Raw genomic sequence first — 25,920 nt, forward strand, 5'->3', positions numbered from 1 at the left:
CGTGTCCCTAGCTCGTCTCACGCTTGCGAATGGTGACCTTGCTGCCTTCTGCCAGCGTAACCGCAGGATTGAGCACGACCTGATCGCCGGGCTGCACGCCGTCGCGCACTTCCACCGTGGTGCCGAAATCCCTGGAGATCGAGACCTGCTGCAAATGAACCATGCCGTTCCGCACGACCGCGACGTGGAGGCCGTTCTGATCGAAGACGAGCGCGTCCGACGGGATCGTCATCGACGGCGTCCGGCGCGGAATCGATAGTTCGACCGTGCAATAGATGCCCGGACTGAGCAGGCCATCGGGATTCGGCACGTCGATCTCGGTCAGCAGCGTCCGGCTCCCCGGCTGCAGCGCAGTCGCGATCCGCGTGACCTTGCCGGCAAACGTCCGCCCCGGAATCTCGGGGACGCGGATGTCCGCATCGACGCCCGGGGCAACTCCGAACGCCTCGTCCTGCGGCACGAAGACCTGGGTTCGAATCACGTTGGAATGCATCATCGTGAACATGAAAGTGGAGCCGGCTTGCACCAGGCTGCCATTGTCCACGTTCCGCTGCGTGACGACACCGTCGAACGGCGCCACCACACGCTGGTAGGACTTCTCCTGCTGGAGGACGCGAATCTGCGCCTCCTGCGCCGTGATGTTCGACTGGGCGACGCCCACCGCCCCCTGCTGCGCGCGGAGGGTGAGGCGGTCATTGTCGCCCTGCTGTGCCGTCAACCAGCCCTGCTTGACGAGATTGCTGTCCCGCGAGTTGGTGACGTCGGCCAGATCCCGGCTCGCCTGCGCCTGTTGAAGCGCAGCCTGGTTCTGGGCGAGCGTCGCCTGCGCCTGCGCGATCTGCTGATCCAGCTCGGGAGCGGTGATTTCCGCGAGGAGATCGCCCTTCTTGACCCGATCGCCGATATCGACGTAGCGCTTCTCGATATAGCCGCTGGTCCGCGCGAAGATGTTGGCCGCCTCGAATGCGGTCGTCGTCGCCGGCAGGCTCACCTTCATGATGTCGCCGCTGGGCTTGACTGTCGCCACCCGAACTTCCGGAACGTTGGTCCGAACCTGCTCTGCCACTGCGGCCACGTCACGGGCGGCCTCATAGTGTCGCCATCCGCCGATGCCGAGACCGCCCGCAAGGAGCAGGAGCACGCCTCCCCCAAGCAACGCACTGCCGTAACGGCGTCCGGATCGTGCGCCCTTGCCCGGCAGTTCCACGACCCGGAGGCTCTCCGCCCCCGGGCGGTCTCTCGCCCCGTCGTCATCGGTCCTTGCGTGAACGTCACTCATTCCGGTTGCTCCTCGAATACGCCATGGCGAGGCTTGCCGTCGTTGCCCTTGCGCAGCATGGCGAAGAGATAAGGCACGATCAGCAAGGTGGTCGGGGTTGCGAACAGCAGGCCGCCGATGACCGCCCGCGCGAGCGCCGCATTCTGCTCCTCGCCCGGGCCGCCGATCGCCATCGGGATCATGCCCACGATCATCGCTGCCGCGGTCATCAGCACCGGCCGGATCCTCGTTCTGCCCGCGCTCAGCGCCGCCTGGAACGCGGAATGTCCCTTCAATTGCTCGTCACGCGCGAAGGTCACGAGCAGGATGGAATTCGCCGAGGCAACGCCGATCGCCATGATGGCTCCCATGAGCGACGGCACGTTCAGCGTCGTCCCGGTGATGAACAGCATCGTCACGATGCCGCAGAATGTCGCCGGCAGCGCCAGGATGACGACGAAGGGATCGCCAAAATTCTGATAGTTCACGACCATCAGCAGGTAGACCAGGATGGCGGCGAACAGCAGCCCGATTCCAAGATCGCGGAACGACTGATGCATGCTCTGGATCTGTCCCAGAATCCGGATCGAATTGCCCGGCTGCAACTGCTTTTGCAGGTTTGACGTCACCTTTTCGATGTCGGCGGCGACGCCCCCGAGATCGCGCCCCTGCACGCTCGCATAGACGTCATACACGGGCTGGACATTGGCCTGGTTCGAGTTGGTGGGAACGGTGCCCCGCTTGAACGTCGCAACATTGCCGAGCAGGCCGGGCACCGTCTGCCCGCTTGCGGCAGCCGAGGCCGACACCGGCGTGTTGCCCAGGGCGTTCAGCGAGTTGGCCCTGTATTCGGGTGTCTGCACCGCCAGGTAATAGGGGATGCCTGACGTCGGGTCCGTCCAGAAATTCGGCGAGACCTGCGCGGACGAGCTGAGGCTGACGTTGATATTGGTCGCCACCGTGCTCGCATTGAGGCCCAGCTGCGCTGCTCGGGTGCGGTCGATGTCGGCGTAGAAGGCGGGAGCATCGACCTCCTGCTGCAGATGCGCATCGACCACGCCGGGGATCGCCGCGAGGCTCTTCTGCAGCTCCTTGGCCACGGCCAGATTGTTGCTGCCGTAACCGACCGTGCGGACATCGATCTGCGCTGGAAGGCCGAAGTTCAGGATCTGCGTGACGATGTCGGCCGCCTGGAAATAGAAGGTGTCCTCCGGGAAAGCCGCTGGCAGCACCTGCCGCAGCTTCCTGACGTAATCCGCCGTCGGCTCGTGCCCATCCTTCAGCGACACCAGAATGGTGCCGTCATTCACCCCGATCGTGGAGCCGTCGGTGAAGGCGAGATTGTAGGCCCGAGCCGGGAGGCCGATATTGTCGACGATCAACGCCCGGTCACGCTCCGGAATGACCTCGCGGATCTTGTCCTCGACCGCCTGGAAGACCGCCTCGGTACGCTCGATGCGCGTGCCCGCCGGCGCGCGAACATGGAGCTGGATCTGGCCGCCGTCGATCAGGGGATAGAAGTCCCTGCCGACATAGGCGAACATGGTGGCTCCGAGCGCCAGCACCAGCACGGCGACGACGGGCACGACGGCACGACGCCGCAGCAGTTTCAGCAGGAGATCGGAATAGCCGTCGCGCAGGTGCTCGAACCCGCGCTCGAACGCGGCGGAGGCGCGCGCGAAGATGTTCGACGGGCGCTCGCCCTCGCCATGACGCCGCTCGCCCTTCAGCAGCAGACCGATGGTGATCGGCGTGAGCGTCCGCGACAGCCCATATGATGCCAGCATCGCGAACACCACGGCGAGGCCAAGCGGCGTGAACAGGTACTTGGCGGGCCCCTCCAGGAACACGACCGAGGTGAACACGCAACTGATCGCGAGCGTCGAGACCAGCGTCGGGATGGCGATTTCGGCGGCTCCGTGTAGGGTCGCCTCCGGCAACGGCATGCCTTCCTCGGTCCAGAGCCGGTGCGTGTTCTCGATCGTCACCGTCGAATCGTCGACGAGGATACCGACCGCGAGGGCAAGCCCACCGAGCGTCATCGTGTTGAGGGTCTCGCCGAGGAAATACAGCACGATCAGCGAGGACAGCATCGCCAGCGGGATCGAGATCAGGACGACCAGCGTCGATCGCCACGATCCCAAAAACACCAGGATCATCAGCGCGGTCAGGCCGGCCGCGATCGCGCCTTCGCGCAGCACGCCATCGACCGAATGGGTGACGAATATCGACTGGTCGAACAACTCATTGATCTTCAGCCCCGCCGGGGCCGCCGCGCGGATCGACGTCAACGCCGCCTTGACGCCGTTGACGACGGCGAGCGTGGAGGCATTCCCGTTCTTGATGATGCTGAGCAGGACGGCACGATGGCCGTCCTCGCGCACGATGTTCTGCTGGACCTGGGCGCCGTCGCGGACCTGGGCGACATCCTTCAGGAAGATCGTGGCCCCGTTCGCGAACTTGACCGGGATCATGTTGAGATCCTGGATCGTGGCCGGCGTCGCGTTGGTGCGAACGGTGTACTGGGTGTCGCCGATCTTGGTCGTGCCGGTCGGCAGCGTCAGGTTCTGGGTGTTCACCGCGTTGACGATGTCGAGCGGTGTCAATCCGCGCGACAGCAGCTTGTTCGGATCGATGTCGACCATGATCTGGCGGTACTTGCCGCCGGCGGGCGTGGGCAGGGTCACGCCCGCCACCGGAGCCAGCTGCTGGCGGACCCGGTAGATGCCGAAATCGTAGAGCTGCTGCTCGTTCAGGCTGTTCGACTCAAGGCTGAGCTGGAGCACCGGCACGCTCGATGCATTGAACTGCACGATGATCGGCGGCTGGATTCCCGGCGGCATCAGGGCGCGGATCGCGTTGGTCGCCGAGACGATCTGCGAGATCGCGAGATCGAGATTGACGTCCGGCTGGAAGTAAATCTTCTGAATCGACAGGCCGTTGAGCGTCTGCGCTTCGATATTCTTGATGCCGCTGACATTGGCGCTGATCGAATACTGGCTGTAGGTGCTGACACGCTGCTCCATCTCAGGCGTCGACAGGCCGGTGTAGCTCCAGATCACCGTGACGACGGGGATCCGGATCTCCGGGAAAATATCCGTCGGCATCGAGCGGATCGCGATGCCGCCGAGGAACAGGATCAGCGCCGCGAGCACATAGAATGTGTGCGGAAGCCGTAGCGCGAAGCGAACAATTCCCATGGTGGTCTGCCTGGAGCGAGTTACGCAGGATCGTCGGACAGGTGAGGACGGTCGGTTCCCCGTTCAAATGAAATCGAATTCAGACGCCGCATGCGACGGCGCGTGGTGCATCCTGCGCGGCGTGCATCACGGCCCGCTTGACCTTGGCAAAGGCGCGAATCTCGATCTGCCTGACACGTTCGCTCGATATGGACAGTTCGCGGGCCAGCTGATCGAGCGTGACCGGGCATTCCGCCAGCCGCCGCGCCTCGAAGACATGACGTTCCCGCGCCGCGAGCCCGCCCAGCGCAGCACGCAAGGCCCTGCTGCGCTGTTCTGTCTGCTCGTGATCGGCGAGCACCGTCTCTGCGTCGACCGCGCCGTCGACCAGCAAGGCTTCCAGCTCGGTTCCGCCGTCCTCGTCGCCGACGCGCGCATTCAGCGACAAATCGCCGTTCAGACGCGCGTCCATCTCGATCACGTCACGCGCGGTGACCTCGAGCTTGCCGGCGATCAATTCGACGACGTCAGGCGTGAGCCCGGCCATCACGCTGCCGGTGGCTTTCCTGATCTCGCTGCGGAGCTTGAAAAACAGCTTCTTCTGCGCCGCCGTCGTCCCGATCTTGACCAGGGACCAGGACCGCAGGATGTACTCGTGAATGGCCGCCTTGATCCACCAGACCGCATAGCTGGAGAATCGCGCGCCGCGGCCGGGTTCGAAGCGTGACGCCGCGATCACGAGGCCGAGATTCGCCTCCGCGATCAGATCGACCAGCGGAAGTCCGTATCCCTTGTAACCTCGCGCCAGCTTGGCGGCGAGCCGGAGATGGCTGGTGACGAGCGCGTCCGCCGCGCTCCGGTCCCGCGTTTCCTGCCAGCGGCGTGCCAGCTGCTGCTCCTGCCCCGCCTCAAGCAGGTCGAACCGCCTGATGGTCGCCGAATAAGCGCTGAGGAACGGCGGCGACACCGATGCGGCCGGCACGGCAACGGGATCGCGCCTCGCAATTTCGTGGCTAGTCTGCATTTGTCACTCCTATAGTCCGGGCCGGCTGGTTGATCTCGAAAGCATCGCGCATGATTTGGCTCATCCCATCTGGCTCGCGTCTGCGTGCATCAATCTCCGCGACCGGCGCGTGATGGGACTGCCTGCCCTTCCGGTCCAGGCAAGGATCTCGATCCGCCCTCCGGGAGCGGGGCCAATGATCAGCCGAAAGCCGTGCAGCTTGACGATGGCGGCCACCACGCTCAGTCCGAGTCCGACGCCAGGCGTATTGCGCATCTTGTCGGAGCGATAGAACCGCCGCAGCACCGCCTCGCGCTCCTGTTCGCCGATGCCGGGCCCAGTGTCGCTCACGCGCACCAGCGCCGTGTCGTCCTCCGCTTCCAAGGCGAGCTCGACCCGTCCGCCTGATGGCGTGAACTTGATGGCATTGTCCACGAGATTGGCGACGGCCTCGAACAGCAGGTCGCGGTCACCCCACACCTGCACATTGCGATCGATGACGACGCCGAGCGCGATGCGCTTGTCTTCGGCAATGGGTTCGTAGACGTCGCACACCTCCCGCACGATCTCGTCGAGCGCGACGTCGCCGAAGCCGGCCATGCGGCGGTTGTTCTCGAGCTCGGTCAGGCGCAGCAAGGCGGTGACGATCGCAAGCGACTGGTCGATGCCGGCGATGGCCTTGTCCGCGGTCTCCTGGAGCTCCTCCAGCGTTGCCGCATGGGTTCGTCCGCGCTCCAGCGCCAGCCGGACGCGCGTGAGCGGGGTCCTGAGATCATGAGCGATGTCGTTGCCGACGCCGGCAAGCGCATTGATCATCGTCTCCATCTCGTCGAGCATGCCGTTGACGATTCCCGCCAGTCGCGCAAACGAATCGTCCGTGTTGCCCTCCGGGAGCCGCTCGCGCAGTTCGCCGGCCACGATGCGCTGGACCCGCTGATTGACCTGCTCCACGCGCCTCTCGGCACGGACGCTCAGCCAGGCGCCAGCCAGCAGGCAGAGGCTGAAGGCCGGCAGCAGGCCAAGGGCCAAAGCCTGACCCACGACGCTCGATATCTCGCGCGTCTCGTCGACGTTCCGCCCCATCACCAGGACATCGCCGCCGTCGAGACGCGTGCCGACCGCCCTGACGACCGGAACGTGGACTGCCGGCTTTTCGAACAGATCGAGCCGCACGCCCTGCACCGCGCCGGCCAGCCTGAGCTCGCGCGGCAAATGGTCGATGTTGCCGGCAAGCCTGGTGCCGGCGGCATCGAACAGTCCCGCGTATTGCACGCCTCTGGAATCCTGCGCGAGATGATCGGCGATGGCGCTGATGCGGCGGGCCGGCGGCAGGTCCGCGATGAAGTGGATTTGCATGGTGATCATGCGATCGGATCGCGCGACCAGATAGTCGTCGAGCTTCCAGTAGATGAACGCGAACAGTCCGACCACGAACAGCGCGAAGGCGGCCGCCACGGCCAGAGCCCAGAGGAACGTGCTGGAGCGGATCAACCGGATCTGGTGCATCGCCCGCCCCTATTGCCGCGAGCGCAGGACGAAGCCGGAGCCTCGGACGTTGTGGATGAGCTGTGGCTCTCCGGGACCGTCGACCTTGTGGCGAAGCCGGCCCATATGCACGTCGATCAGGTTCGTCGTCGCCGGAACGAACTTGTAGTTCCAGACCTCTTCGAGCAGCATCGCGCGCGTCAGCAGCTGATCGTTCCGGCGCATCATGTATTCGAGCAGACGGAATTCGCGCGGCAGCAGCTCGAGCTCGCGTTCGCCGCGTCGCGCGGTGCGCTCGATCAGATCGATCTCGAGCGGCCCGACATGCAAGGTCGTTTCGCGGCTGTCGATCGGACGGCGCAGCAACGCCTCGATCCGCGCGACCAATTCGACGAGCGCGAACGGCTTTGTGAGATAATCGTCTCCGCCCATGCGCAGTCCGCGCACCCGGTCGTCCACCGCGCCGAGCGCACTCAGGACCAGGACGGGTGTCCTGACCTCGTCCTTGCGCAGCGCCTCGATGACGGTGAGCCCGTCCATTCCCGGCAGCATGCGATCGATGATCATGGCATCCGGGCTCGACGCGCGCGCCCGGTCGAGACCGTCGACGCCGTCGCCGGCCCATTGCACCTCGAAGCCGCGATCGGCAAGCTCGGCGACAATCGCCTCGGCGGTCTCGGCGTCATCCTCGATCAGGAGAATCCGGTTCATGATCTTCGCTCCACGTTCCGCGCGGCGTTTTGGCGCGCGGAAGGGAAGCGTGGGTTCGGCGGCGCGCGGTGTCATGTTCGGCGTCCGCGCGCGTCGAACCCGCGGCCTTGACGCCGCCTGATGCCGGCCACTCGCTGTGGTACGAGATAGGCTTTGGGCGCCGGCGCTGCCATTGAATTCCAGTTCATGTTGCGGACGGCTCGCCTCACGAGCAGCGCCAATGCAAGGACGATGCGTGCTGCCAATGTCGTGATCATCTTGCGGGCTCCGCTGTGAACTGCGCTGGATCGAACATATGCTCTCAACGCACGCGCTGTAGTTTCAGGGGCCACGGATGTTATGCATTCGCACGATCGTGGTTGCGACGCCGCATCGACTCACAGGCGGTTGAATTGCGGTGAGCAAATCGTGCGTTTGAATCGCGCCCGATCGTTCACACCTCGATGGCGAGCCGGCTTGGTTCGGCCTGATGTCATCAAAGGAGAGAGCGAATGACCACGTCCAAACTGCTGTCGATGGGACTGATTGCAGCCGCGATGCTCGGCGGCCCCGTGATGGCCCGCGAGCATCACCGCGTCGTGCAGCAGCCTGCGGTGGAGGCCGATACGGTCGCAACGAGCGGCCCCTTCTATCAGGGCGAACGCGCCTGCATTCCCGCGCCGCGCGTCGGCGCCTTCGCGACCGCGCCGTGGACCGGCAACAACGTGCCGTGCGAGCCGGGCACCGGCAGCTTCTGATCGCATCAACGCGGCCGGCCGTGTGACCCAGCCGGCCGTTGCACATGGAATGACGGGGAGCGGGCTGTTTCATTGAGTCCGCTCCTTTCGCGCGTTGCCACCATGCGCGGCGAGATCATCTTCGCGAACGGCGTGCTTCATGTCTGACTACGAATTCAGTTGGATTGCCGCGCAGCGCTCCTACCTCTCCAGCATCACAGGCCCGGCCATCAGCAGCCTCGCGCGCACGATGCGGAAGCGGGCTTCAGGGACGGCCGGGCAGCTCAACACGAGAGGAGTTCTCCATGACACGAACAATCATGATTCTGGCGACAGCAGCACTCGCCTCGACGCTCGCAATCGGCGCGGCCAACGCGCACGGTGGCGGTGGTGGCGGCGGCCATGGCGGCTTTGGCGGCGGCGGCTTCGGCGGCGGACATGCGGGATTTGGCAGCGGCGCGCATTTCGGCGGCATGGGCCATGAGGGAGGTTTTGGCGGCGGCGCCCGGTTCGGCGGCGAGCATCTCGGCTTCGGCGGTCATGCCGGCGGCCTCCGCCAACACGCGTTTCACAGCTACGGTCGCTACCGGCACGGAGATGGATTCTACGGCGCCTATCCGGATTGTTATGACTGGTACGAGTTGCATCCGGCCCAGCCGTTGCCGCTGAGCTGCAGCTAGCCGCGCGCGCATAACATCCATCGGTCGGGACCGCGCAACGTCACGGTCCCGGCCGATCGGACTGCGCAGTTTCATAGCGTGACTGTCGGGATGCGTTACGGCGAAACACGCAGTTTCGCGTTCTCGCGGCGTATTTCGCCCGAGCTTTGCTTCGTCGCTCCACCCTCATAGCCACAAGGGCACAGGGAAGGCCGGGTGCCGGCTGGCACCCGCGGTCCGCTGCGCGAAAATGTAGCGCAAGAGAACCGCACAGCAGCATACAGGTGTAGCCAATCACTCGGCCTTCCCTGCGCAGTGGTTGGACGGCTTATGCCGAGCTCTCCCGGGAGCCGAGTTCGTTCTGGCCTCCCTCGCCTTCGCAGAAGTCACCGACATCGCGCCGGTTGACGCGAATGCCGAATCCGCAAAGGCTTGACCGTAGCAACGACGGCCAGGACCACACGGTTTTGCCGTACGCACGGCTCGCCATTTCGCCGCAGTTTTTCCAGCCCTGTCGACCGAGCCGGAAACTTACAGACGAGACGAACCTGACAGCGCCGCTCGTCGGCACGAAGTTTTGGGCTCACGGAGAGCAATCCGCCCTGCCCTTGGCCTCTCGTACCCGAACGCTGCCGCGTCCACAGCAAGCCCGGCTCGCGAAAATGACGACCACATGATCGCCCCTCTTGGATGAGCCGGGATGGGCGACACATACGACAAAACCGAATTTCGGTAAAGAGGAATATTTTTGCGGGGAGGGGTTGACGGGGGTGGCGGGTGTTTTGCCCGACGGGCAACCGCTTTTCGGAAAGAGAATTGCCAAGCACAAATTTTGCTACAAACCGAGTCAGTATTTCGCGGCGGCCAAATTCGGGGCATATTCGATATCGAGCGGTGTGAATTCCGCCTGCAGATCAGCGTTCAGAACACCACTCCTTTCGGCCACCACGTCCGCCTAAGCCGGATCGATTGCATCCCAAATCGTGCCGAACCCGAAACCGATAATAAGTCCGGCCGGATAGAACCAGACGTCACGCGGATCGGGGGCACGGTAACGCAATAGCGCCAACACACCCGCACTCGCTATCACGGCAATGGATGCCGTCATCGCCTGCCGCGTCCACTCCTTTGCCTCCTGCGCAAAGAAGCTGACAAACATCCCGATAACGAGGCCTAGCAGCACCGCTCCGACGATCGCGACCGCGTCTCTGTTGAACCACTCAAAGACTAGAGCACCTACCCCCAACAGCATTAGAAAAACCCCGAACCAGAACGCCCGCGGTATTTTCTCCTTTGTCGACTTGTCAGCCATTGTCCCGCTATCCGTTGCTATTTCACAGATTTGATGATCGCCGTCCCAACGGTCGCCAAGCTTGCCTCTACGTTGCTATTCAACGCCGCCGAGCTGACGAATCGTCTTCGCGAGTCGCCCTTTGCAGATAGGACCCTGCGCATTTCGCGCAAAGCAGCCGGTCGGTTTGCGAAGAATTGGAGGCCGAGCTGGCAATACGCGACATCGAACGAGCCATCAGGGGACGGCAGTCTATCTGCGCGCTAGTCGGGCTTGGTAGTGCGCGGCTCCCGGCGCACGAAGTCTTCAAGCAGTGTCAGCTTGGGTTGCGACCTTCATTTGTCATCTTAGTCGACCGTTGCGACCGATCGCCACATAAGCAGCACCATTAGCTTATGCTATTTTGGGTTGCGCTTAGGGAAAGGTGGAACGGCGAACGTTGCTCGTACAGAAACGGGTCCGAGCGATGGAATTTTTTGTGTTCAACGGACACGTGATTTTCCGAGGCACCAGTTGTGCAACTTCTCTCCGACAGGACCGAAAGGAAAGAACATGGCGCGCGAAGCAAAAGTACTTAACGTTACCCTCGAGGCCTTAAAATGCACGAGGACAGCCGGTGAAGGAGACACTCTGGAGATCTACGGCGATCTTTTTGCCCGCGGAGTGTTCCTCAATGAGCATGGCGATCCTGTAGTAGGGTTCGAGCAACGACTGTGGCACCGAAGAGAGGATGCAGAACTCGTGATTGCTAACGGAACTGAGTTTCATCCGATCAACGCGAGCGTCGAACTTGCGGTCTTCAACAATGATTTCCTATGGCTCGGAGGGAGAATAGTCGAGAACGACGGCGGTCTTAATCCTGACGACGTACTGGGTGATAAATTCGAGAAAATACGCTACGACTTTATAACGGATAAGATTGTTGAGGTTCTATTCACGGAGTCTGGACAAGACCTTTTCGCTAGGTTCAACGTTAGAGTATTGCGGATTGATCAGCACCCTGAAATGTAGGTGCCAATCCTTCCGCGTCTGTCCAATCGATTCATCGCTGGAGCCTATCCCGGCTACCCCATTTCAAGACTCCCCGAACGCCGCAGCACGCGCTAACATTGCATGTCAGCCCAGGGGTTGACGATGGGCGCTGGCGATCATCGTTGCGGTCGAAGCACAGTGGCGCCATGGCTCGTCACCGCGGCGGCGCTGATCGCGATTGCGGGATGCACGCTTCCGCACCTCGTCACTTTCCCGCTCGGAGCCACGCCCGCAGCGAACGCAGGCGCTCCGCCGCTTCCCGGGCTGCTGCTGTGGCTGGAGGGTGACGGTTCGCTGGCGCTCGATGCAGCCGGCCGCGTCGCGCGCTGGAACGACGTACGCGGCAGCGTTCGCGCTGCGTTGGCGCAGCTTGATTTCAAGGGGAGCCCGTAGCATGGGTAGAGCGAAGCGAAACCCATCAAAGGCTTGCTCGACAATGAGCACGATGGGTTTCGCAAGTGCTCTACCCATCCTACGCGCTCTTTTCTGTAGCAAATTTGTTCCGCCGAAGATCATCGTGAGTGCTTCGGCAAATTTGGACCTCTCCATCTGTTCTTAAGAGACGGGCCTTGGACAAACGGACGTGAACGTCATCACACAGTTCGTACTTGCCTTCTATCCCCGGATCTCACCCAATCTCTATTGGGATTAGATAATTATCTCCATTGGGATTGACCGCATTGCTGCGGCATGGGATTGATGCATTCATGAAAGACGTCATTTACAGCGTCGAAGCGGTCAGGGCGTTGCGGCAGCATTCGAACCGCAAGGCCGCCATCATGGCGAAGATCGACGCCTATGCGAGGAATCCGGCGGCGCAGGCGAACAACGTTAAGAAGCTGAAGGGCCGTTCGGACTACCGATTGCGGGTCGGCGACTTCCGGGTGATCTTCTCGGAAACGAAACGTACCATCACCATTCACGATGTCGGACCACGCGGCGGGATTTACGACTGAAGGAAAGCACCATGAACAAGGTACAGCGCATCAAGAGTCCCAGCGGCGAGGACATGGTTGTGCTATCGGCCGCCGATTATGAGCGCTTGGTGGAGGCAGCCGAGGATCAAAGGGACAGCGAAATTGCCGATCGCTCCCGGAAGGCCATCGAGCGAGGCGAGATCGAGACCTTGACCTCCGCCGAGGCGAAGGAACTGTTGGCCGCCAAGAGCCCGCTTGCTTTCTGGAGGAAGAAGCGCGGCCTGACGCAGGGCACCTTGTCCAAGGCGAGCGGCGTCGCACAGGGCTTCATTTCCGAGATCGAGGCTGGGAACAAGCCGGGCACCGCAGCGACGCTCAAAAAGCTTGCCGCGGTCCTGAAGCTCACGGTCGACGACCTGATCTGACACAATGAACTATCGCAGCGAATTTCGCCGGACAATGCCTCGCCCAGCCTTACGGACTGAAATCGATCGATCCGCCATGACTTCGGGGACGGAGCGGAAGACACTTTGGTAGCGGGAGAGGGACTCGAACCCCCGACCCCAGGATTATGATTCCCGTGCTCTAACCAGCTGAGCTACCCCGCCACAGGGTCGCGAGGGCCTGACAAGGCCGATCTCGCGAACGCGCGGCATATAAGGAAGGGGGCGGCGGGCTGTCAATCCGAGTTTGCTAAAGCTTCCGCCTTCGCCAAGGCTTCCGCCTTCGCTAAAAAGCTTCGGCGGACGGGTCGGCGGACAAGTCGGCGGGGTCGAATTTGGCCCTTTTTGCGCCGAATCCGTCATGGCCGGGCTTGCCGTCTTCGCTAAAGCTCCGCCGCCCCCCGGCAGTGAAAGCCCGGCGAAGCCTTGGAAGCCTTGGCGGAGCCGGGTCCCGGCCATCCACGCCTTCATTCGCAGCCCTGAGAACGTCGATGCCCGGGCCTTCGCCGCGCCGAAGGGGCTTCGGCCCCGCAGGCGGGACGAGCCCGGGCATGACGACGAGATTGGGGAGGCGGAACCGGCCTATTTCGGCCTTACCGTCGGGTCGCCGCCGGGGCTGCCGGGGGGCGGGATCACCGGGGTATTGGCGCCGGTGTCGGGGGCCGGGGCGTGCATCTCGGGATCGACGCCGGAGGGCGGGCAGAGCACGCCGTCGGACTTTGCCAGTTTGTCGCCGAGCGGTTCCCGGGACTGGCCGGTGGTGGTGCCGTCGGGTGAGCGGTTCGGGCGATCCTGCGGCGTGCAACTGGTGGCGTGCTGCGGGGATGGCGGCGCGGTTTGCTGCGGCGGCGTCGCCGGGGCGGGCGGAGCCTGCGCGATCGCGCTGCCGGAGGCGGCGATCAGGAGGCTGGCCAGAATGATGTTCGATGTCGTGCGCATGGGAGGGAAACGCGCGGGTCAGGCTTGGTGTTCCCGGCCGAAACGCGATGTGATCGGGGTTTGGGATCGTCACGAATTTAGGCTCGATCGCCGCCACAAACTCGGTGCACCTCTCCCGCTTGCGGGGGAGGTCGGATCGCATCGAGAGATGCGATCCGGGTGGGGGCTTTCTCCGCTCGCGAGATATCGCGGGTGGAGAAAGCCCTCACCCCAACACTCTCCCGCAAGCAGCGGGAGAGGGGGCGCACCGCCGGCTTGGCTGCGCGCCAGGAATTCACATCACGATTTGAGGTAGCGGATCAGCGAAAAATGCCCCATCGGCGGCATCGGGCGGCGCTCGGCCAGCGTGACGCCGCCGTGCTTTGCGGCCCAGTCGACGAGGCGCTGCCATGGGAATTCCGGGCGCCAGCCGAGACGGCGGGCGAGCGGGGCAAAGGCGAGCTCGGAGAGTTTGCGAAAACCCGTTTCCGCGCCGATGTGGTTGACGAGGATCAACTCGCCGCCGGGCTTGAGCACGCGCACGAACTCGTCGAGCGTGCCTTCGGGATCGGGCACGGCGGTGATGACGTATTGCGCGACCACCGCGTCGAAGAAGTTTTCGGGGAAGGCGAGATTCTTCGCATCCATCACCGAGAGCACCTCGACATTGCTCAAGCGCAGCGCGCGCACGCGCGATTGCGCCTTGCGCAGCATCGGCTCGGAGATGTCGACGCCGCAGATCCTGGTGGTGCGCGCGTAATCCGAGAGCGAGAGCCCGGTGCCGACGCCGACGTCGAGGATGCGGCCGCCGATGCGGTCGGCCTCGATGATGGTCGACTGCCGGCCTGCGTCAAACACCTTGCCGAACACGAGATCATAGACCGGCGCCCAGCGGCCATAGGCCTTCTCGACCCCGGCCCGCGAGATGTCTGCTGCCATGCCCCCTGCCCTTACGCGAATGCTTGGAGTGTAATGAACATCGGTGAGATCAAATCCAGCCCCGCGCGGTCTGAGCCTCTCCCGCCCTTGTCCGCCGAAGCCTTGGCGAAGGCGGATGCGGGAGAGGGCGCGCACCTTCCTCTCGGTGAGTGATGAGGCCCAAATTCATTCAGCGTTAGCCGCGCACCGCTTCCACCAGCGGCCTCGCCGTGCTGGTCGCGACCTTGGCGGCGGCGCTTTGGATGAAGCCGCCGCCGAGCACGCGGGCCTGGCCGCCAGGCGCGTCGTAGAACACGCAGGCCTGGCCCGGCGAGACGCCCTCTTCGCCGGCGACGAGCTCGACCTCGTAATGGCCGTTGGCGCCGCGCAGCCACGCCGGCTGCGGGCTGCGGGTCGAGCGCACGCGCACGAACATTTCGAGGCCACTGCCGATGGCGCGGTCGATGTCGCCATCGCCGATCCAGTTGACGTCGCGCAAGCTGATGCGGTGCATCTTCAGCGCCTCGCGCGGGCCGACGATGACGCGGCGGTTGGCCGCCTCCAGCCGCACCACGAACAGCGGCGCGGCGGCTGCGATGCCGAGGCCGCGGCGCTGGCCGATGGTGAAATTGGCGATGCCGTTGTGCCGGCCGAGCACGCGGCCGTCGAGATCGACGATCTCGCCGGGATCCATCGCGTTCGGCCGCAGGCGGGTGATGATGTCGGTGTAGCGCCCGGTGGGCACGAAGCAGATGTCCTGGCTGTCGTGCTTGTCCGCGACCGCGAGACCGAAGCGGCGGGCCAGCTCGCGCGTCTCCGGCTTGGTCATGTCGCCGAGCGGAAAGCGCAAGTAATCGAGCTGCTCCTGCGTGGTCGCGAACAGAAAGTAGCTCTGGTCGCGATCGGCATCGGCGGCACACACCAGCGCGCGCGAGCCGTCGTCGCGGCGGCGCGAGGCGACGTAATGGCCGGTGGCGAGCGCGGTGGCGCCGAGCTCGCGCGCGGTCTTCAAGAGGTCGCGGAACTTGACCGAGCGGTTGCACTCGATGCACGGCACCGGCGTCTCGCCGAGCGCGTAGCTGTCGGCGAAATTGTCGATGACGGACTCGCGAAAGCGGTCCTCGTAGTCGAGCACGTAATGGGGAATGCCGAGCTTGGCCGCGACGTCGCGGGCGTCGTGGATGTCCTGGCCGGCGCAGCAGGCGCCCTTGCGGTGGGTCGCAGCACCATGGTCGTAGAGCTGCAGCGTGATGCCGACGACGTCGTAGCCTTCCGCCTTCAAGAGCGCAGCCGTCGTCGATGAATCGACGCCGCCCGACATGGCAACGACGACCCTGGTATCCTCAGGACGGCCTTCGAGATCCAGACTGTTGAGCATGGGCCTTAAAGCGTTGTGACGGCGGCGTTGCGGCGATCCGCTGGGTGCTTCCGGCGGGACACCGGCGATCCCCGGGAACTTGCGAGTTCCCGAAGGGCGCGGCTGGCCCGGTCGAAAGCGGCTGAGAGCTGTCTCTTTAATATAGGCGGCCTTGCGGTGAAGCAATCACGCACGCCGCCAGGTTAGGGCAATTCTTGCCGGGGAGGCAGAAATGGCGGGGCCTTGAAAGGCCTCGGGGTGGGGCGCCAAAATCATCAGGCCATTGATTTTACTTGATAAAATACCACCGCGCGGGGCTGGCCCGCTCCTTGCTACCCCTTAAGCCGAAGATGTTTCCAAGGGGTTGCCTGTGGTCGGTCGTACGTCAGATGTCGCGGCAAGCGTGCAAGTCCAGGGCGCGCAGCAAAAGCCTGCCCGGTCGCAAGCGCCGAAAGACACGCCCAACGACTCCTTCGGCTCGCTGGTCGACAGCAACACCCAGGCCATCAGCAACAGCGCGTCGTCGCAGGACACCCCACGCCGGACCGATTCCTCCTCCGCCTCGGACAAGAGCTCGCGCGATACCTCCTCGACCGACCCGTCCTCGCAGAGCAGGGCCAGCGACGACACCGACAATTCCGCACCGGCCAAAAACGACACCAGCAACGACACCAACAGCGACGCGACGGCCGATCCGGCCAAGGCTGATAGCAAGGCCGATAGCAAGATCAAGGACAAGTCCGAGACCTCCGACGCCAAATCGGCCGACAAATCGGCGGACAAGTCCGACGAGACCAAGGGGGACAAGGCCGACGGCCTGGCCGCCGCCGTCGATGCCGCCGCAGCCGCGCAGATCGACGCGACGCCTGCCGCCGTGCCCGATCCCAGCGTCGTGGTGGCCGCGCCGGTCGTGCCGCTCGATCCGAACGCGGCCGCGAACCAGGCCGCCGGCTCCGCCTCCTCGCCGCTGACGATCGCCGCCGCCGGCATCGCCGCCAGTGCGTCCACCGCGGCGCAGATCGCCGGCACCAAGACCGATACCGCGACGCCGGGCGACAAGAGCGCCAGGACCGCAAGCGCCAAGGTCGATGCCGAGACCTCGGCGACGCTGGCCGATGCCGCGACCGGGACGACCGATTCGACCGCAACCGATGCCAAGACCAATGGCGGCCTGATCGCCGCCGTCGACCAGGGCACGCCAAAAACCTCGTTCAAGGCCGCAGTCACCGCGCAAGGCGCGAGCGACGTCTCCAATATCGGCCAGGACACCGGCAAGGCCAACGCCACGCAGGCTCCGGCGACGGCAGCGTCCGCCAACGCGGCGCATCCGCAAGCCGACAAGCCGCCGATCGACGCGAACGCCGCCGACGCCAAGGCCGCTACCTCCGACCGCACGGCGGATGCGGCACCAGGCGCGCCGGCCACGCACGCTCATGCGGGCGCGCAGACCGTCGCAACGCAAACCGACACCAGCGCGCAGGCGGCCTCGGCCGTGCAGGCGCCGCTGACCAATACGACTTCGGCTGCGACCGCATCGACCGCGACGCTGACCGCGACCGCGGCCACCAATACGGCGATTCCGATCAGCGGCGTCCCGATCGAGATCGCGGCCGCCGCGCGCGCCGGCAAGACCCGGTTCGACATCAGCCTCGATCCGCTCGACCTCGGCCGCATCGACGTCCGCATCAATGTCGACCGCAACGGCCAGGTCACCTCGCATCTCACCGTCGAGAAGCCGGAGACGCTGCAGATGCTGCGGCAGGACGCACCGCAATTGCAGCGCGCGCTCGACGATGCCGGCCTCAAGACCGGCAGCAACGGGCTGTCCTTCAGCCTGCGCGACCAGAATTCGTCGGGCCAGAACTCCGGCCAGAACAACGACAATGGCGGCAATGCCCGCCGGCTGATCATCAGCGACGAGGACGCAGTTGCCGCGGCCCCGGTCGGGCGCAGCTACGGCCGCATGCTCGGATCGAGCAGCGGCGTCGACATCAGAGTGTGAGGAGTATCGAGACATGACCACCACGACTGGCGCCACCGCTCCCTCGGTCGTCTCCGGCACGACCGACCTGCCGAAATCCTCCACGTCGAGCTCGAGCCTGGGCTCGACCACCGGCGCGACGCTGGCCGGCAACTTCCAGACCTTCCTGACGCTGCTGACGACGCAGCTGCAGAACCAGAACCCGCTCGATCCGCTCGACACCAACCAGTTCACCCAGCAGCTGGTGCAGTTCGCCGGCGTCGAGCAGCAGCTCAAGACCAACGACTCGCTGTCCCAGCTCGTCACCCTGCAACAGACCACGCAGGCGACCCAGGCGCTCGGCTTCGTCGGCAAGACCGCCCTGGTCGACGGCACGACCGCAACCATGACGAAGTCGTCGGCAACCTGGCATCTCAATGTGCCCAGCGACGCGACGGTCGACATCACCGTCGCCAATGCCAGCGGCCAGACCGTGTTCACCGGCAAATATACCGCTGGCGCCGGCACCGACGTTCCGTTCACCTGGAACGGAATGGGCAATGACGGCACGCAATGGCCCGACGGCAAGTACACGATCTCGGCCACGGGCAAGGATGTCGCAAACAACAATGTCGGCATCGCCGCGCAGGTGCAGGGCACGGTGTCGTCCGTCGACCTGACCCAGTCGCCGCCGCTGCTGACCATCGACGGCGCCAGCTACACCCTGAGCCAGGTCAAGAGCATCATCGCCACGGCCAGCAATTAGCGTGGGTTGAGAGGCCCTGCGACACCGCCCGCAGGCCTCGTTCGTTAGTAAAGTATTTACAAAGACCCCCTTGGCCGGCCTGGACGCACCGTCCCGCCGGTCGAGACGGCTGTGTTCCAGCCATTTTCAACGAGAATTGTATTGAAGCCTTAGGCTTAGCGGATTTTTAAGTCGGCATGCGTAGGGTTACTGAGTGAGTTCAGTGGTTGAGAGTTTGTGAGTACGCCATGACAGAACCCCATCGCCCGAGGGTAAAATACGTCATCGGGCCGGACGGCAGTCCGTTGACGATTGCGGATCTGCCTGCACCCGGCACCAAACGCTGGGTCATTCGCCGCAAGGCCGAAGTCGTCGCCGCCGTCCGTGGCGGCCTTCTCTCCCTCGAGGAGGCCTGTAGCCGTTATACCCTGACGGTTGACGAATTCCTCTCCTGGCAGTTTTCGATCGACCAGCACGGTCTGGCGGGGCTTCGCACCACCCGCATCCAGCAATATCGCCAGTAGGCAATCCGGAAATCTGCGGCTTTTGACGAAAATCGGCCTCGCCCAGCGAGGCCGATTTTTTTCATGAGGCGACTTTTGTCGCAGCTCTTAACCTTCGTTAACCATATCGAAACCATCACCTAGGCAATAATTGCCCAGTCGGCCTTTCCTGTGAAAGCAGCCGAATCTGTCGGGGCGGTTGCTTGCAAGGTCTTGCGGACTTTCTGAAGGGTATCGGAGCCGCCCGGTTCGGGGCGATGATCGCGGTCACCGCCGCGCTCGTCGGCTTCTTTGCGTTCGTCATCATGCGCGTCACCACGCCGCAGATGACGACGCTGTTCACCGACCTCAGCGTCGAGGATTCCTCGGGCATCATCAAGGACCTGGAGCGCCAGGGCATCCAGTTCGAGCTGCGCAACGAGGGCAGCATCATCATGGTGCCCAAGGACAAGGTCACCCGCCTGCGGATGAAGCTCGCCGAGGGCGGCCTGCCCAAGGGCGGCGGCGTCGGCTACGAGGTGTTCGACAAGTCGGATGCGCTCGGCACCACCTCTTTCGTCCAGAACATCAACCACCTCCGCGCGCTGGAAGGCGAGCTCGCCCGCACCATCCGCGCCATCGACCGCATCCAGGCCGCCCGCGTCCATCTGGTGCTGCCCGAGCGCCCGCTGTTCTCGCGCGAGGCGCCGGAGCCGTCGGCCTCGATCGTGGTGCGGGTCCGCGGCGCGCTGGAAGCCCAGCAGATCCGCGCCGTCCGCCACCTCGTCGCCTCGGCCGTGAACGGGCTGAAGCCGCAGCGGGTCTCGATCGTCGACGAGACCGGCCAGCTGCTCGCCGACGGCGCCCAGACCGATCCGGACCAGCAGATCGGCGACGAGCGCCGCACCGCCTTCGAGAAACGGATGCGCAAGCAGGTCGAGGACATCGTCTCCTCCGTGGTGGGGACGGGACGCGCCCGGGTCCAGCTCTCCGCCGATTTCGACTTCAACAAGATCACCCAGACCTCGGACAAGTTCGATCCCGAAGGCCGCGTGCTGCGCTCGAGCCAGACCCGCGAAGAGCAGAGCATGACCGCCGACAACAACGGCCAGGTCACCGTCAACAACGAACTGCCGGGCAACCAGCAGAACAGCGGCGTCGCGGCCAAGGACCAGAGCAAGAAGAGCGAAGAGACCAACAATTACGAGATCTCCCGCACCACCAAGACCGAAGTGACCGAGGCCGGCCGGGTCAACCGCATCTCGGTCGCGGTGCTGGTCGACGGCATCTACTCCAAGAACGAGAAGGGCGATCTGGCCTACCAGGACCGCACCAAGGAGCAGCTCGACCGCATCGCCACGCTGGTGCGCTCGGCGATCGGCTTCGACCAGAAGCGCGGCGACCAGGTCGAGGTCGTCAATTTGCGCTTTGCCGACGCCCCCTCCACCACCCCGATCGCCGAACCCTCCGGCCTGCTCGGCATGCTGCAGTTCACCAAGGACGACGTCATGTACTTCGTCGAGCTCGGCGTGATGATGCTGCTCGGCCTGATCGTGCTGTTCCTGGTGATCCGCCCGCTGGTCAAGCGCATCCTGGCATCCGACGAAGTCGCAGCCGCCATCGCCGGCGTCCTCACCGGCCCGGCCGCCTCGGAAGAGGCCGCCCCGTCCGGACAGCCGCTCCTGCCGAGCGGCGCCGCCAGCGCGATCGACGTCGCCACCGTCCAGGGCCAGGTCCACGCCCAATCCGTCCATCGCGTCGGCGAACTCGCCGAGCGCAATCCCAACGAGACCGTCGCCATCATCCGGCAATGGCTGACCGAACCCGCGAAATAATCGAGAAGTGATCTGACATGGCCGCTGCCCTGCAAAACGCCAACTCCAACGACATCACCAGCGTGATCTCCACGCTCGGTCAGCGTGCCGGCAGCCGCGGAGGCGCAAAGGTCGATGCGGTGGCGGGGCCGAAGCGCGCCGCGATCCTGATGCTGGCGCTCGGCGAGCAATATGGCGGCAAGATCTGGTCGCTGCTCGACGACGACGAGGTGCGCCAGCTCTCGCTGGAGATGTCGACGCTCGGCACCGTCGAGGTCGACACCGTGGAGGACATGCTGCTCGAATTCGTCTCGCGGATGTCGGCCTCCGGGGCGCTCATGGGCAATTTCGACGCCACCGAGCGGCTGCTCCAGCAATATCTGGCACCCGAGCGCGTCAACGGCATCATGGACGAAATCCGCGGCCCGGCCGGCCGCAACATGTGGGAGAAGCTCTCCAACGTGCAGGAAGAGGTGCTCGCCAACTATCTCAAGAACGAATATCCGCAGACCATCGCGGTCGTGCTGTCGAAGCTGAAGCCGGAACACGCCGCGCGCGTGCTCGGCATCTTCCCCGAGGATCTGGCGCTCGACGTCGTCAACCGCATGCTGAAGATGGAGGCGGTGCAGAAGGAGGTGATCGAGAGCGTGGAGAAGACGCTGCGCACCGAATTCATGTCCAATTTATCACAGACTCGCCGCCGCGACGCCCACGAGGTGATGGCGGAAATCTTCAACAATTTCGACCGTCAGACCGAAACCCGCTTCATCACCTCGCTGGAAGAGGACAACCGCGAATCGGCCGAGCGCATCAAGGCGCTGATGTTCACCTTCGACGATCTCGTGAAGCTGGATTCCGGCTCCGCCCAGACCTTGATGCGCAACGTCGACAAGGACAAGCTCGGCGTCGCGCTCAAGAGCGCCAACGAGGACGTCCGCAACTTCTTCTTCGGCAACATGTCCTCGCGTGCGGCAAAAATGCTCCAGGACGACATGGCGGCGATGGGTCCGGTCCGCCTGCGCGACGTCGACGAGGCCCAGGCGCTGCTGGTCAACCTCGCCAAGGACCTCGCCGCCAAGGGCGAGATCATGCTGACCAAGAACCGCGCCGACGACGAGCTGGTGTATTGATGGCCGCTCCGGCAAAATTCCTGTTCGATAACGACTTCGCCGCACCCGACCGGACGCGCGAGAAGGCCGCAACTGCGGCCGAAATCGTCCAGAAGGTCGCGGAAGCCGAGGCGCGCGCCTATCAGGACGGCTTTGCCGCCGGCCAGCGCGAGGCCAAGGCCGAGAGCGACCGCCGCGTCGCGCTCGCGATGGAAGAGATCAACATCGCCGTCCGGGGCATCGCCTCGGGCATCGGCAACATCGAAACCAAGATGGAGACCGAGGCGGTCGACGTGGCGGTGGCGGTGGCGCGCAAGCTGTGCGCCGATCTGGTCGCCGCCGAGCCGCTCGGCGAGATCATCGCGCTGGTCAAGGACTGCTTCTCGCATCTGGTCGCGACGCCGCACCTCGTTGTCCGCATCAACGACGCGCTCTACGACGCCGCGCGCGAGAACATCGAGCGGTTGGCCAAGCAGAGCGGCTTCGAAGGCCGCATGGTGATTCTGGCCGAGCCCGAGATTGCCACCGGCGACTGCCGGATCGAATGGGCCGATGGCGGCGTCGTGCTGGAGCGCGGCGCCATCGCGGCCAAGATCGACGAAATGGTGGGACGCTATGTTGCGTCCCGCAGGGGGAGCTAAGCCATGAGCGACACCGACGGACACATCCCGCTGCCCGATCTCAACGGCCCGATGCCGCCTGCCGGCACCGACGTCGGCTACAACGAGGACGAATATGCAACGCGCGCCGCCGCCGACCTCGAGGCCGTGTTCGACGTGCCGGTGCAGGTCTCGGCCGTGCTCGGCCGCTCCAAGATGGACGTCAGCGAGCTGTTGAAGCTCGGGCCCGGGACCGTGCTCGAGCTCGACCGGCGCGTCGGCGAGGCCATCGACATCTACGTCAACAACAAGCTGGTCGCCCGCGGCGAAGTTGTCCTGGTCGAGGACAAGCTCGGCGTGACCATGACCGAAATCATCAAGACTGAACGCGCCTAAAGCGATGACGCGCGGCAGCGCGACCAGACGAACAGGAGACTGACATGCGGCTTCTCATCGTTGGCACATTGAAGGGCCAGCTCACCACCGCCACCAAGATCGCGATGGAGAACGGCGCCACCGTGACCCATGCCGAGGATCACGAGCAGGCGATGCGCGTGCTGCGCGGCGGCAAGGGCGCCGACCTCCTGCTGGTCGACGTCGCCCTCGACATCCGCGACCTCGTGATGCGGCTCGAGGCCGAGCACATCCACGCGCCGATCGTCGCCTGCGGCATTACCAACGACGCCCGCGCCGCGGTCGCGGCGATCCATGCCGGCGCCAAGGAATACATCCCGCTGCCGCCGGACCCGGAACTGATCGCAGCGGTGCTGGCCGCGGTCGCCAACGATTCCCGCGAGCTGGTCTATCGCGACGAGGCGATGGCCAAGGTGATCAAGCTCGCCCAGCAGATCGCGGGCTCGGACGCTTCCGTGATGATCACCGGCGAATCCGGTACAGGCAAGGAAGTGCTGGCCCGCTACGTCCACACCCGCTCGGGCCGCGCCAAGCGCCCGTTCATCTCGATCAACTGCGCCGCGATCCCCGAGCATCTGCTGGAGTCCGAGCTGTTCGGCCACGAGAAGGGCGCCTTCACCGGCGCGATCGCCCGCCGCATCGGCAAGTTCGAGGAGGCAACCGGCGGCACGCTGCTGCTCGACGAAATCTCGGAGATGGACGTCCGCCTGCAATCGAAACTGCTCCGCGCCATCCAGGAGCGCGTGATCGATCGTGTCGGCGGCACCAAGCCCGTCCCGGTGGACATCCGCATCATCGCGACCTCGAACCGCAATCTGGTTGAGGCCGTACGCGAAGGCACGTTCCGCGAGGACCTCTTGTTCCGGCTCAACGTCGTGAATTTGAAGATCCCGCCGCTGCGCGAGCGTCCCGCCGACATTCTTGAGCTCGCCCAGCACTTCGTGAAGAAATACGCCGAAGCCAACGGCGTGCCGATGCGCCCGATCTCGGCGGAAGCGCGTCGGGTTCTTTCCACCAATCGCTGGCAGGGCAACGTCCGCGAACTCGAAAACACCATGCACCGTTCGGTCCTCATGGCGCAGGGCGACGAGATCGGCGCCGATGCGATCCTCACGCCCGACGGCGACCGCCTCGACCTCGCCAAGATCGCGCCGGCCGTGGCGCATGCCACCATGGCCGCCGAGCAGGTGACGCGGGCGCTGGTCGGCCGCACTGTCGCAGATGTCGAGCGCGACCTTATCCTGGAGACACTGAAGCACTGCCTCGGCAACCGGACCCATGCCGCCAACATCCTGGGCATCTCGATCCGCACGCTACGCAACAAGCTCAACGAATATTCCGACGGCGGCATTCCGATCACCCCCGCCGGCACGCCCGGTGAATATCCGCGCATGCCGATGGTGGGGGCGTAGGACTTCGGCGAAAATCTGAGGATGCGAATGCCCGGGATCAAACCCGGGCATTTTCGTTGTAAGTGAAGTGAAGACAGCTCCAGACTCTCGATGTCGTCCTGGCGAAGGCCAGGACCCATTACCCCAAGGAGGAGTTTGGCGAAGATTCGTCGTTCGGTACTCCTACCGCCTTCCGTCGATAGATTCCGCGGTATGGGTCCTGGCTTTCGCCAGGACGACGTTGGGGAGGCAGCGTAGGTCAAAACCCGCAGACCGCAGCATGGCCGCACCGCATCCGGCGACTAGGTCAAGCTCCCGCAAGGCCGTATAACCCCGCACGAGAACCACGCGAGGATAAACATGTCTGAAGCTCAAATCACGGACTGGCTGGCGACGCAGCGGCAGGCGATGATCGATCTGCTGCGCGATGTCGTGAACATCGATTCCGGATCCTATGACAAGGAAGGCGTCGATGCGGTCGGGGCGCGGTTCGAGCGGCATTTTGCCGAGCACGGCATTCCGTTCCGGCGCGAAAACCACGCCACATTCGGCGATGCGATCCATGCCGACGTCGCGAAGCCCGGCAGCAACGAGAAGCCGGTGCTGTTGATGGGACATCGCGACACCGTGTTCGGCAAGGGCGAGGCCGGGCGGCGTCCGTTCACGATTCAAGACAAGCGCGCCTATGGGCCCGGCGTTGCCGACATGAAGTCCGGCGTCGTCATGAACATATTCGTGGCAACCGCCTTCCACAAATTCGGCGGCAGCCCGCACCCGATCAAGGTGCTGATCACCTCGGACGAAGAGATCGGCTCGCCCTCCTCGCGGCCGGTGATCGAGCGTGAAGGACGCGCCGCGCGCGCCGTGTTCAATTCCGAGCCGGGCCGCCCGACCGGCAATATCGTCACCGGCCGCAAGGGCGGCATCTTCATGCATGTCGCCATCACCGGCAAAGCCGCACATTCCGGCGCCAATTTCGCCGCCGGCGTCAGCGCGATCGGCGAGCTCGCGCACAAGATCGTGCATATCCACGCGCTGACCGATCTGGACAAGGGCATCACGCTCAATGTCGGCCTCGTCTCGGGCGGGCAGTCCGTCAACACCACGGCGCCTTATGCGGAGGGGCAGATCGACATGCGCTACGTCGATCCGGCGGATCGTGCGAGGGTGATGGCCGCGATCGAGACGATCATCGCGACACCTTACGTGCCGGGCACGAGTGCGACGCTGACGGTCAAAGGCGAGTTCGTCCCGGTGGTGCAGAGCGCGGATTCGAAGGCGCTTTTCGAAAATTATCAAGCCGCCGCAAAGCAGGCCGGCCTCACCACGCTCCAGGGCGAGTTCTCCGGCGGCTGCGCCGATTCCGGCTTCACCGCCGCGGTCGGAACGCCGACCATCTGCGGCCTCGGACCCGTCGGCGGCCTCGCGCACACGCCGGAGGAATATCTCGAGCTCGACAGCATCGTGCCGCGCGCGCAGGCACTGGCGCTGGCGATTTTGCGGGGGTGAATTCGTGGAC

General features: G+C 64.5%; 25 protein-coding genes and 1 tRNA gene. 15 read left to right on the forward strand and 11 right to left on the reverse strand.

What is annotated here, in order from left to right; all coding sequences use genetic code 11:
* Nucleotides 1–7 precede the first annotated feature (7 nt).
* From QCM77_RS26610 to QCM77_RS26630, 5 genes are all read right to left on the reverse strand, one after another.
* Nucleotides 8–1,279, reverse strand: a complete 1,272-nt coding sequence (locus QCM77_RS26610; protein ID WP_279659296.1) for an efflux RND transporter periplasmic adaptor subunit — start codon at nt 1,277–1,279, stop codon at nt 8–10.
* Nucleotides 1,276–4,458: an efflux RND transporter permease subunit gene (locus tag QCM77_RS26615; RefSeq protein ID WP_279685572.1), complete on the reverse strand. Its 3,183-nt coding sequence runs from the start codon at nt 4,456–4,458 to the stop codon at nt 1,276–1,278. The genes QCM77_RS26610 and QCM77_RS26615 overlap by 4 nt, the downstream gene beginning before the upstream one ends.
* Before the next feature lie 79 nt (nt 4,459–4,537).
* Nucleotides 4,538–5,461, reverse strand: a complete 924-nt coding sequence (gene rpoH / locus QCM77_RS26620; protein ID WP_279659294.1) for an RNA polymerase sigma factor RpoH — start codon at nt 5,459–5,461, stop codon at nt 4,538–4,540.
* A 60-nt stretch (nt 5,462–5,521) separates the two neighbouring features.
* Entirely contained in the window at nt 5,522–6,946 is a 1,425-nt protein-coding gene (locus tag QCM77_RS26625; protein WP_279685574.1) for a sensor histidine kinase, read from the reverse strand.
* 9 nt (nt 6,947–6,955) lie between these two features.
* The gene (locus tag QCM77_RS26630; protein WP_279659292.1) at nt 6,956–7,636 is read right to left on the reverse strand and encodes a response regulator transcription factor; all 681 of its coding nucleotides are present in this window, start codon (nt 7,634–7,636) and stop codon (nt 6,956–6,958) included.
* A gap of 491 nt (nt 7,637–8,127) precedes the next feature.
* Between QCM77_RS26630 and QCM77_RS26635 the strand changes: the two genes are divergently transcribed.
* Nucleotides 8,128–8,373, forward strand: coding sequence for a hypothetical protein (locus QCM77_RS26635; protein WP_279659291.1), 246 nt, complete (start codon nt 8,128–8,130; stop codon nt 8,371–8,373).
* Between the two features lie 284 nt (nt 8,374–8,657).
* Entirely contained in the window at nt 8,658–9,032 is a 375-nt protein-coding gene (locus QCM77_RS26640; protein ID WP_279685575.1) for a hypothetical protein, read from the forward strand.
* Nucleotides 9,033–9,966: 934 nt separating this feature from the next.
* On the opposite strand, the gene QCM77_RS26645 is transcribed toward QCM77_RS26640, so the two are convergent.
* Both QCM77_RS26645 and QCM77_RS26650 read right to left on the reverse strand, forming a co-directional pair.
* Nucleotides 9,967–10,323, reverse strand: a complete 357-nt coding sequence (locus tag QCM77_RS26645; protein ID WP_279685576.1) for a hypothetical protein — start codon at nt 10,321–10,323, stop codon at nt 9,967–9,969.
* A gap of 17 nt (nt 10,324–10,340) precedes the next feature.
* The gene (locus QCM77_RS26650; protein ID WP_279685608.1) at nt 10,341–10,553 is read right to left on the reverse strand and encodes a class I SAM-dependent methyltransferase; all 213 of its coding nucleotides are present in this window, start codon (nt 10,551–10,553) and stop codon (nt 10,341–10,343) included.
* A gap of 301 nt (nt 10,554–10,854) precedes the next feature.
* Between QCM77_RS26650 and QCM77_RS26655 the strand changes: the two genes are divergently transcribed.
* The 4 genes from QCM77_RS26655 to QCM77_RS26670 all read left to right on the forward strand — a co-directional run bounded on the left by QCM77_RS26655 (nt 10,855) and on the right by QCM77_RS26670 (nt 12,676).
* Nucleotides 10,855–11,313, forward strand: coding sequence for a hypothetical protein (locus QCM77_RS26655; RefSeq protein ID WP_279685577.1), 459 nt, complete (start codon nt 10,855–10,857; stop codon nt 11,311–11,313).
* Nucleotides 11,314–11,472: 159 nt separating this feature from the next.
* The gene (locus QCM77_RS26660) at nt 11,473–11,727 is read left to right on the forward strand and encodes a hypothetical protein (protein ID WP_279685578.1); all 255 of its coding nucleotides are present in this window, start codon (nt 11,473–11,475) and stop codon (nt 11,725–11,727) included.
* A 278-nt stretch (nt 11,728–12,005) separates the two neighbouring features.
* Complete coding sequence (locus QCM77_RS26665) at nt 12,006–12,290, forward strand: type II toxin-antitoxin system RelE family toxin (protein ID WP_279685579.1); 285 nt, start codon at nt 12,006–12,008, stop codon at nt 12,288–12,290.
* Between the two features lie 11 nt (nt 12,291–12,301).
* Nucleotides 12,302–12,676: a helix-turn-helix domain-containing protein gene (locus QCM77_RS26670; RefSeq protein ID WP_279659288.1), complete on the forward strand. Its 375-nt coding sequence runs from the start codon at nt 12,302–12,304 to the stop codon at nt 12,674–12,676.
* Between the two features lie 106 nt (nt 12,677–12,782).
* Here the strand turns inward: QCM77_RS26670 and QCM77_RS26675 are convergent.
* The 4 genes from QCM77_RS26675 to mnmA form a co-directional block, all read right to left on the reverse strand.
* A tRNA-Met gene (locus tag QCM77_RS26675) sits at nt 12,783–12,859 on the reverse strand.
* A gap of 417 nt (nt 12,860–13,276) precedes the next feature.
* Nucleotides 13,277–13,633 (reverse strand): hypothetical protein, encoded by a 357-nt coding sequence (locus tag QCM77_RS26680; protein ID WP_279659287.1) that lies wholly within the window; start codon nt 13,631–13,633, stop codon nt 13,277–13,279.
* 279 nt (nt 13,634–13,912) lie between these two features.
* Nucleotides 13,913–14,551 (reverse strand): class I SAM-dependent methyltransferase, encoded by a 639-nt coding sequence (locus tag QCM77_RS26685; protein WP_279685580.1) that lies wholly within the window; start codon nt 14,549–14,551, stop codon nt 13,913–13,915.
* A gap of 175 nt (nt 14,552–14,726) precedes the next feature.
* Nucleotides 14,727–15,908, reverse strand: a complete 1,182-nt coding sequence (gene mnmA, locus QCM77_RS26690; protein WP_279659286.1) for a tRNA 2-thiouridine(34) synthase MnmA — start codon at nt 15,906–15,908, stop codon at nt 14,727–14,729.
* 349 nt (nt 15,909–16,257) lie between these two features.
* Here mnmA and QCM77_RS26695 point away from each other — a divergent pair, with 349 nt between their 5' ends.
* The 9 genes from QCM77_RS26695 (at nt 16,258) to QCM77_RS26735 (ending at nt 25,910) form a co-directional block, all read left to right on the forward strand.
* The gene (locus tag QCM77_RS26695; protein WP_279685581.1) at nt 16,258–17,889 is read left to right on the forward strand and encodes a flagellar hook-length control protein FliK; all 1,632 of its coding nucleotides are present in this window, start codon (nt 16,258–16,260) and stop codon (nt 17,887–17,889) included.
* 13 nt (nt 17,890–17,902) lie between these two features.
* Complete coding sequence (locus QCM77_RS26700; RefSeq protein ID WP_279659284.1) at nt 17,903–18,613, forward strand: flagellar hook assembly protein FlgD; 711 nt, start codon at nt 17,903–17,905, stop codon at nt 18,611–18,613.
* Between the two features lie 227 nt (nt 18,614–18,840).
* On the forward strand, nt 18,841–19,116 hold the full coding sequence (gene sciP / locus QCM77_RS26705) for a CtrA inhibitor SciP (RefSeq protein WP_002714638.1): 276 nt from the start codon (nt 18,841–18,843) through the stop codon (nt 19,114–19,116).
* Nucleotides 19,117–19,298: 182 nt separating this feature from the next.
* The gene (fliF, locus tag QCM77_RS26710) at nt 19,299–20,909 is read left to right on the forward strand and encodes a flagellar basal-body MS-ring/collar protein FliF (protein WP_279685582.1); all 1,611 of its coding nucleotides are present in this window, start codon (nt 19,299–19,301) and stop codon (nt 20,907–20,909) included.
* Nucleotides 20,910–20,926: 17 nt separating this feature from the next.
* Nucleotides 20,927–22,018 (forward strand): flagellar motor switch protein FliG, encoded by a 1,092-nt coding sequence (gene fliG, locus QCM77_RS26715; protein ID WP_219681648.1) that lies wholly within the window; start codon nt 20,927–20,929, stop codon nt 22,016–22,018.
* Nucleotides 22,018–22,638 (forward strand): FliH/SctL family protein, encoded by a 621-nt coding sequence (locus QCM77_RS26720; protein ID WP_279659282.1) that lies wholly within the window; start codon nt 22,018–22,020, stop codon nt 22,636–22,638. The genes fliG and QCM77_RS26720 overlap by 1 nt, the downstream gene beginning before the upstream one ends.
* A 3-nt stretch (nt 22,639–22,641) precedes the next feature.
* Nucleotides 22,642–22,992: a flagellar motor switch protein FliN gene (gene fliN / locus QCM77_RS26725; protein WP_279659281.1), complete on the forward strand. Its 351-nt coding sequence runs from the start codon at nt 22,642–22,644 to the stop codon at nt 22,990–22,992.
* Nucleotides 22,993–23,036: 44 nt separating this feature from the next.
* Nucleotides 23,037–24,422 (forward strand): sigma-54-dependent transcriptional regulator FlbD, encoded by a 1,386-nt coding sequence (flbD, locus tag QCM77_RS26730; protein ID WP_279659280.1) that lies wholly within the window; start codon nt 23,037–23,039, stop codon nt 24,420–24,422.
* Between the two features lie 339 nt (nt 24,423–24,761).
* Entirely contained in the window at nt 24,762–25,910 is a 1,149-nt protein-coding gene (locus tag QCM77_RS26735; RefSeq protein ID WP_279659279.1) for a M20 family metallopeptidase, read from the forward strand.
* Nucleotides 25,911–25,920: the final 10 nt, after the last annotated feature.

It is taken from the genome of Bradyrhizobium nivariense, assembly GCF_029846695.2.
In the GTDB taxonomy this organism is placed as follows: domain Bacteria; phylum Pseudomonadota; class Alphaproteobacteria; order Rhizobiales; family Xanthobacteraceae; genus Bradyrhizobium.

Bases quoted from the DNA above. Each gene is read 5' to 3' on its own strand.
- QCM77_RS26655 (WP_279685577.1), top strand. From the start codon at position 10,855: ATGGCGCGCGAAGCAAAAGTACTTAACGTTACCCTCGAGGCCTTAAAA.
- QCM77_RS26670 (WP_279659288.1), top strand. From the start codon at position 12,302: ATGAACAAGGTACAGCGCATCAAGAGTCCCAGCGGCGAGGACATGGTT.
- QCM77_RS26640 (WP_279685575.1), top strand. From the start codon at position 8,658: ATGACACGAACAATCATGATTCTGGCGACAGCAGCACTCGCCTCGACG.
- QCM77_RS26735 (WP_279659279.1), top strand. From the start codon at position 24,762: ATGTCTGAAGCTCAAATCACGGACTGGCTGGCGACGCAGCGGCAGGCG.
- QCM77_RS26720 (WP_279659282.1), top strand. From the start codon at position 22,018: ATGGCCGCTCCGGCAAAATTCCTGTTCGATAACGACTTCGCCGCACCC.
- QCM77_RS26610 (WP_279659296.1), bottom strand. From the start codon at position 1,279: ATGAGTGACGTTCACGCAAGGACCGATGACGACGGGGCGAGAGACCGC.
- fliG (WP_219681648.1), top strand. From the start codon at position 20,927: ATGGCCGCTGCCCTGCAAAACGCCAACTCCAACGACATCACCAGCGTG.
- QCM77_RS26645 (WP_279685576.1), bottom strand. From the start codon at position 10,323: ATGGCTGACAAGTCGACAAAGGAGAAAATACCGCGGGCGTTCTGGTTC.
- fliN (WP_279659281.1), top strand. From the start codon at position 22,642: ATGAGCGACACCGACGGACACATCCCGCTGCCCGATCTCAACGGCCCG.
- QCM77_RS26685 (WP_279685580.1), bottom strand. From the start codon at position 14,551: ATGGCAGCAGACATCTCGCGGGCCGGGGTCGAGAAGGCCTATGGCCGC.
- QCM77_RS26630 (WP_279659292.1), bottom strand. From the start codon at position 7,636: ATGAACCGGATTCTCCTGATCGAGGATGACGCCGAGACCGCCGAGGCG.
- QCM77_RS26635 (WP_279659291.1), top strand. From the start codon at position 8,128: ATGACCACGTCCAAACTGCTGTCGATGGGACTGATTGCAGCCGCGATG.
- rpoH (WP_279659294.1), bottom strand. From the start codon at position 5,461: ATGCAGACTAGCCACGAAATTGCGAGGCGCGATCCCGTTGCCGTGCCG.
- flbD (WP_279659280.1), top strand. From the start codon at position 23,037: ATGCGGCTTCTCATCGTTGGCACATTGAAGGGCCAGCTCACCACCGCC.
- mnmA (WP_279659286.1), bottom strand. From the start codon at position 15,908: ATGCTCAACAGTCTGGATCTCGAAGGCCGTCCTGAGGATACCAGGGTC.
- QCM77_RS26700 (WP_279659284.1), top strand. From the start codon at position 17,903: ATGACCACCACGACTGGCGCCACCGCTCCCTCGGTCGTCTCCGGCACG.
- sciP (WP_002714638.1), top strand. From the start codon at position 18,841: ATGACAGAACCCCATCGCCCGAGGGTAAAATACGTCATCGGGCCGGAC.
- QCM77_RS26680 (WP_279659287.1), bottom strand. From the start codon at position 13,633: ATGCGCACGACATCGAACATCATTCTGGCCAGCCTCCTGATCGCCGCC.
- QCM77_RS26615 (WP_279685572.1), bottom strand. From the start codon at position 4,458: ATGGGAATTGTTCGCTTCGCGCTACGGCTTCCGCACACATTCTATGTG.
- QCM77_RS26625 (WP_279685574.1), bottom strand. From the start codon at position 6,946: ATGCACCAGATCCGGTTGATCCGCTCCAGCACGTTCCTCTGGGCTCTG.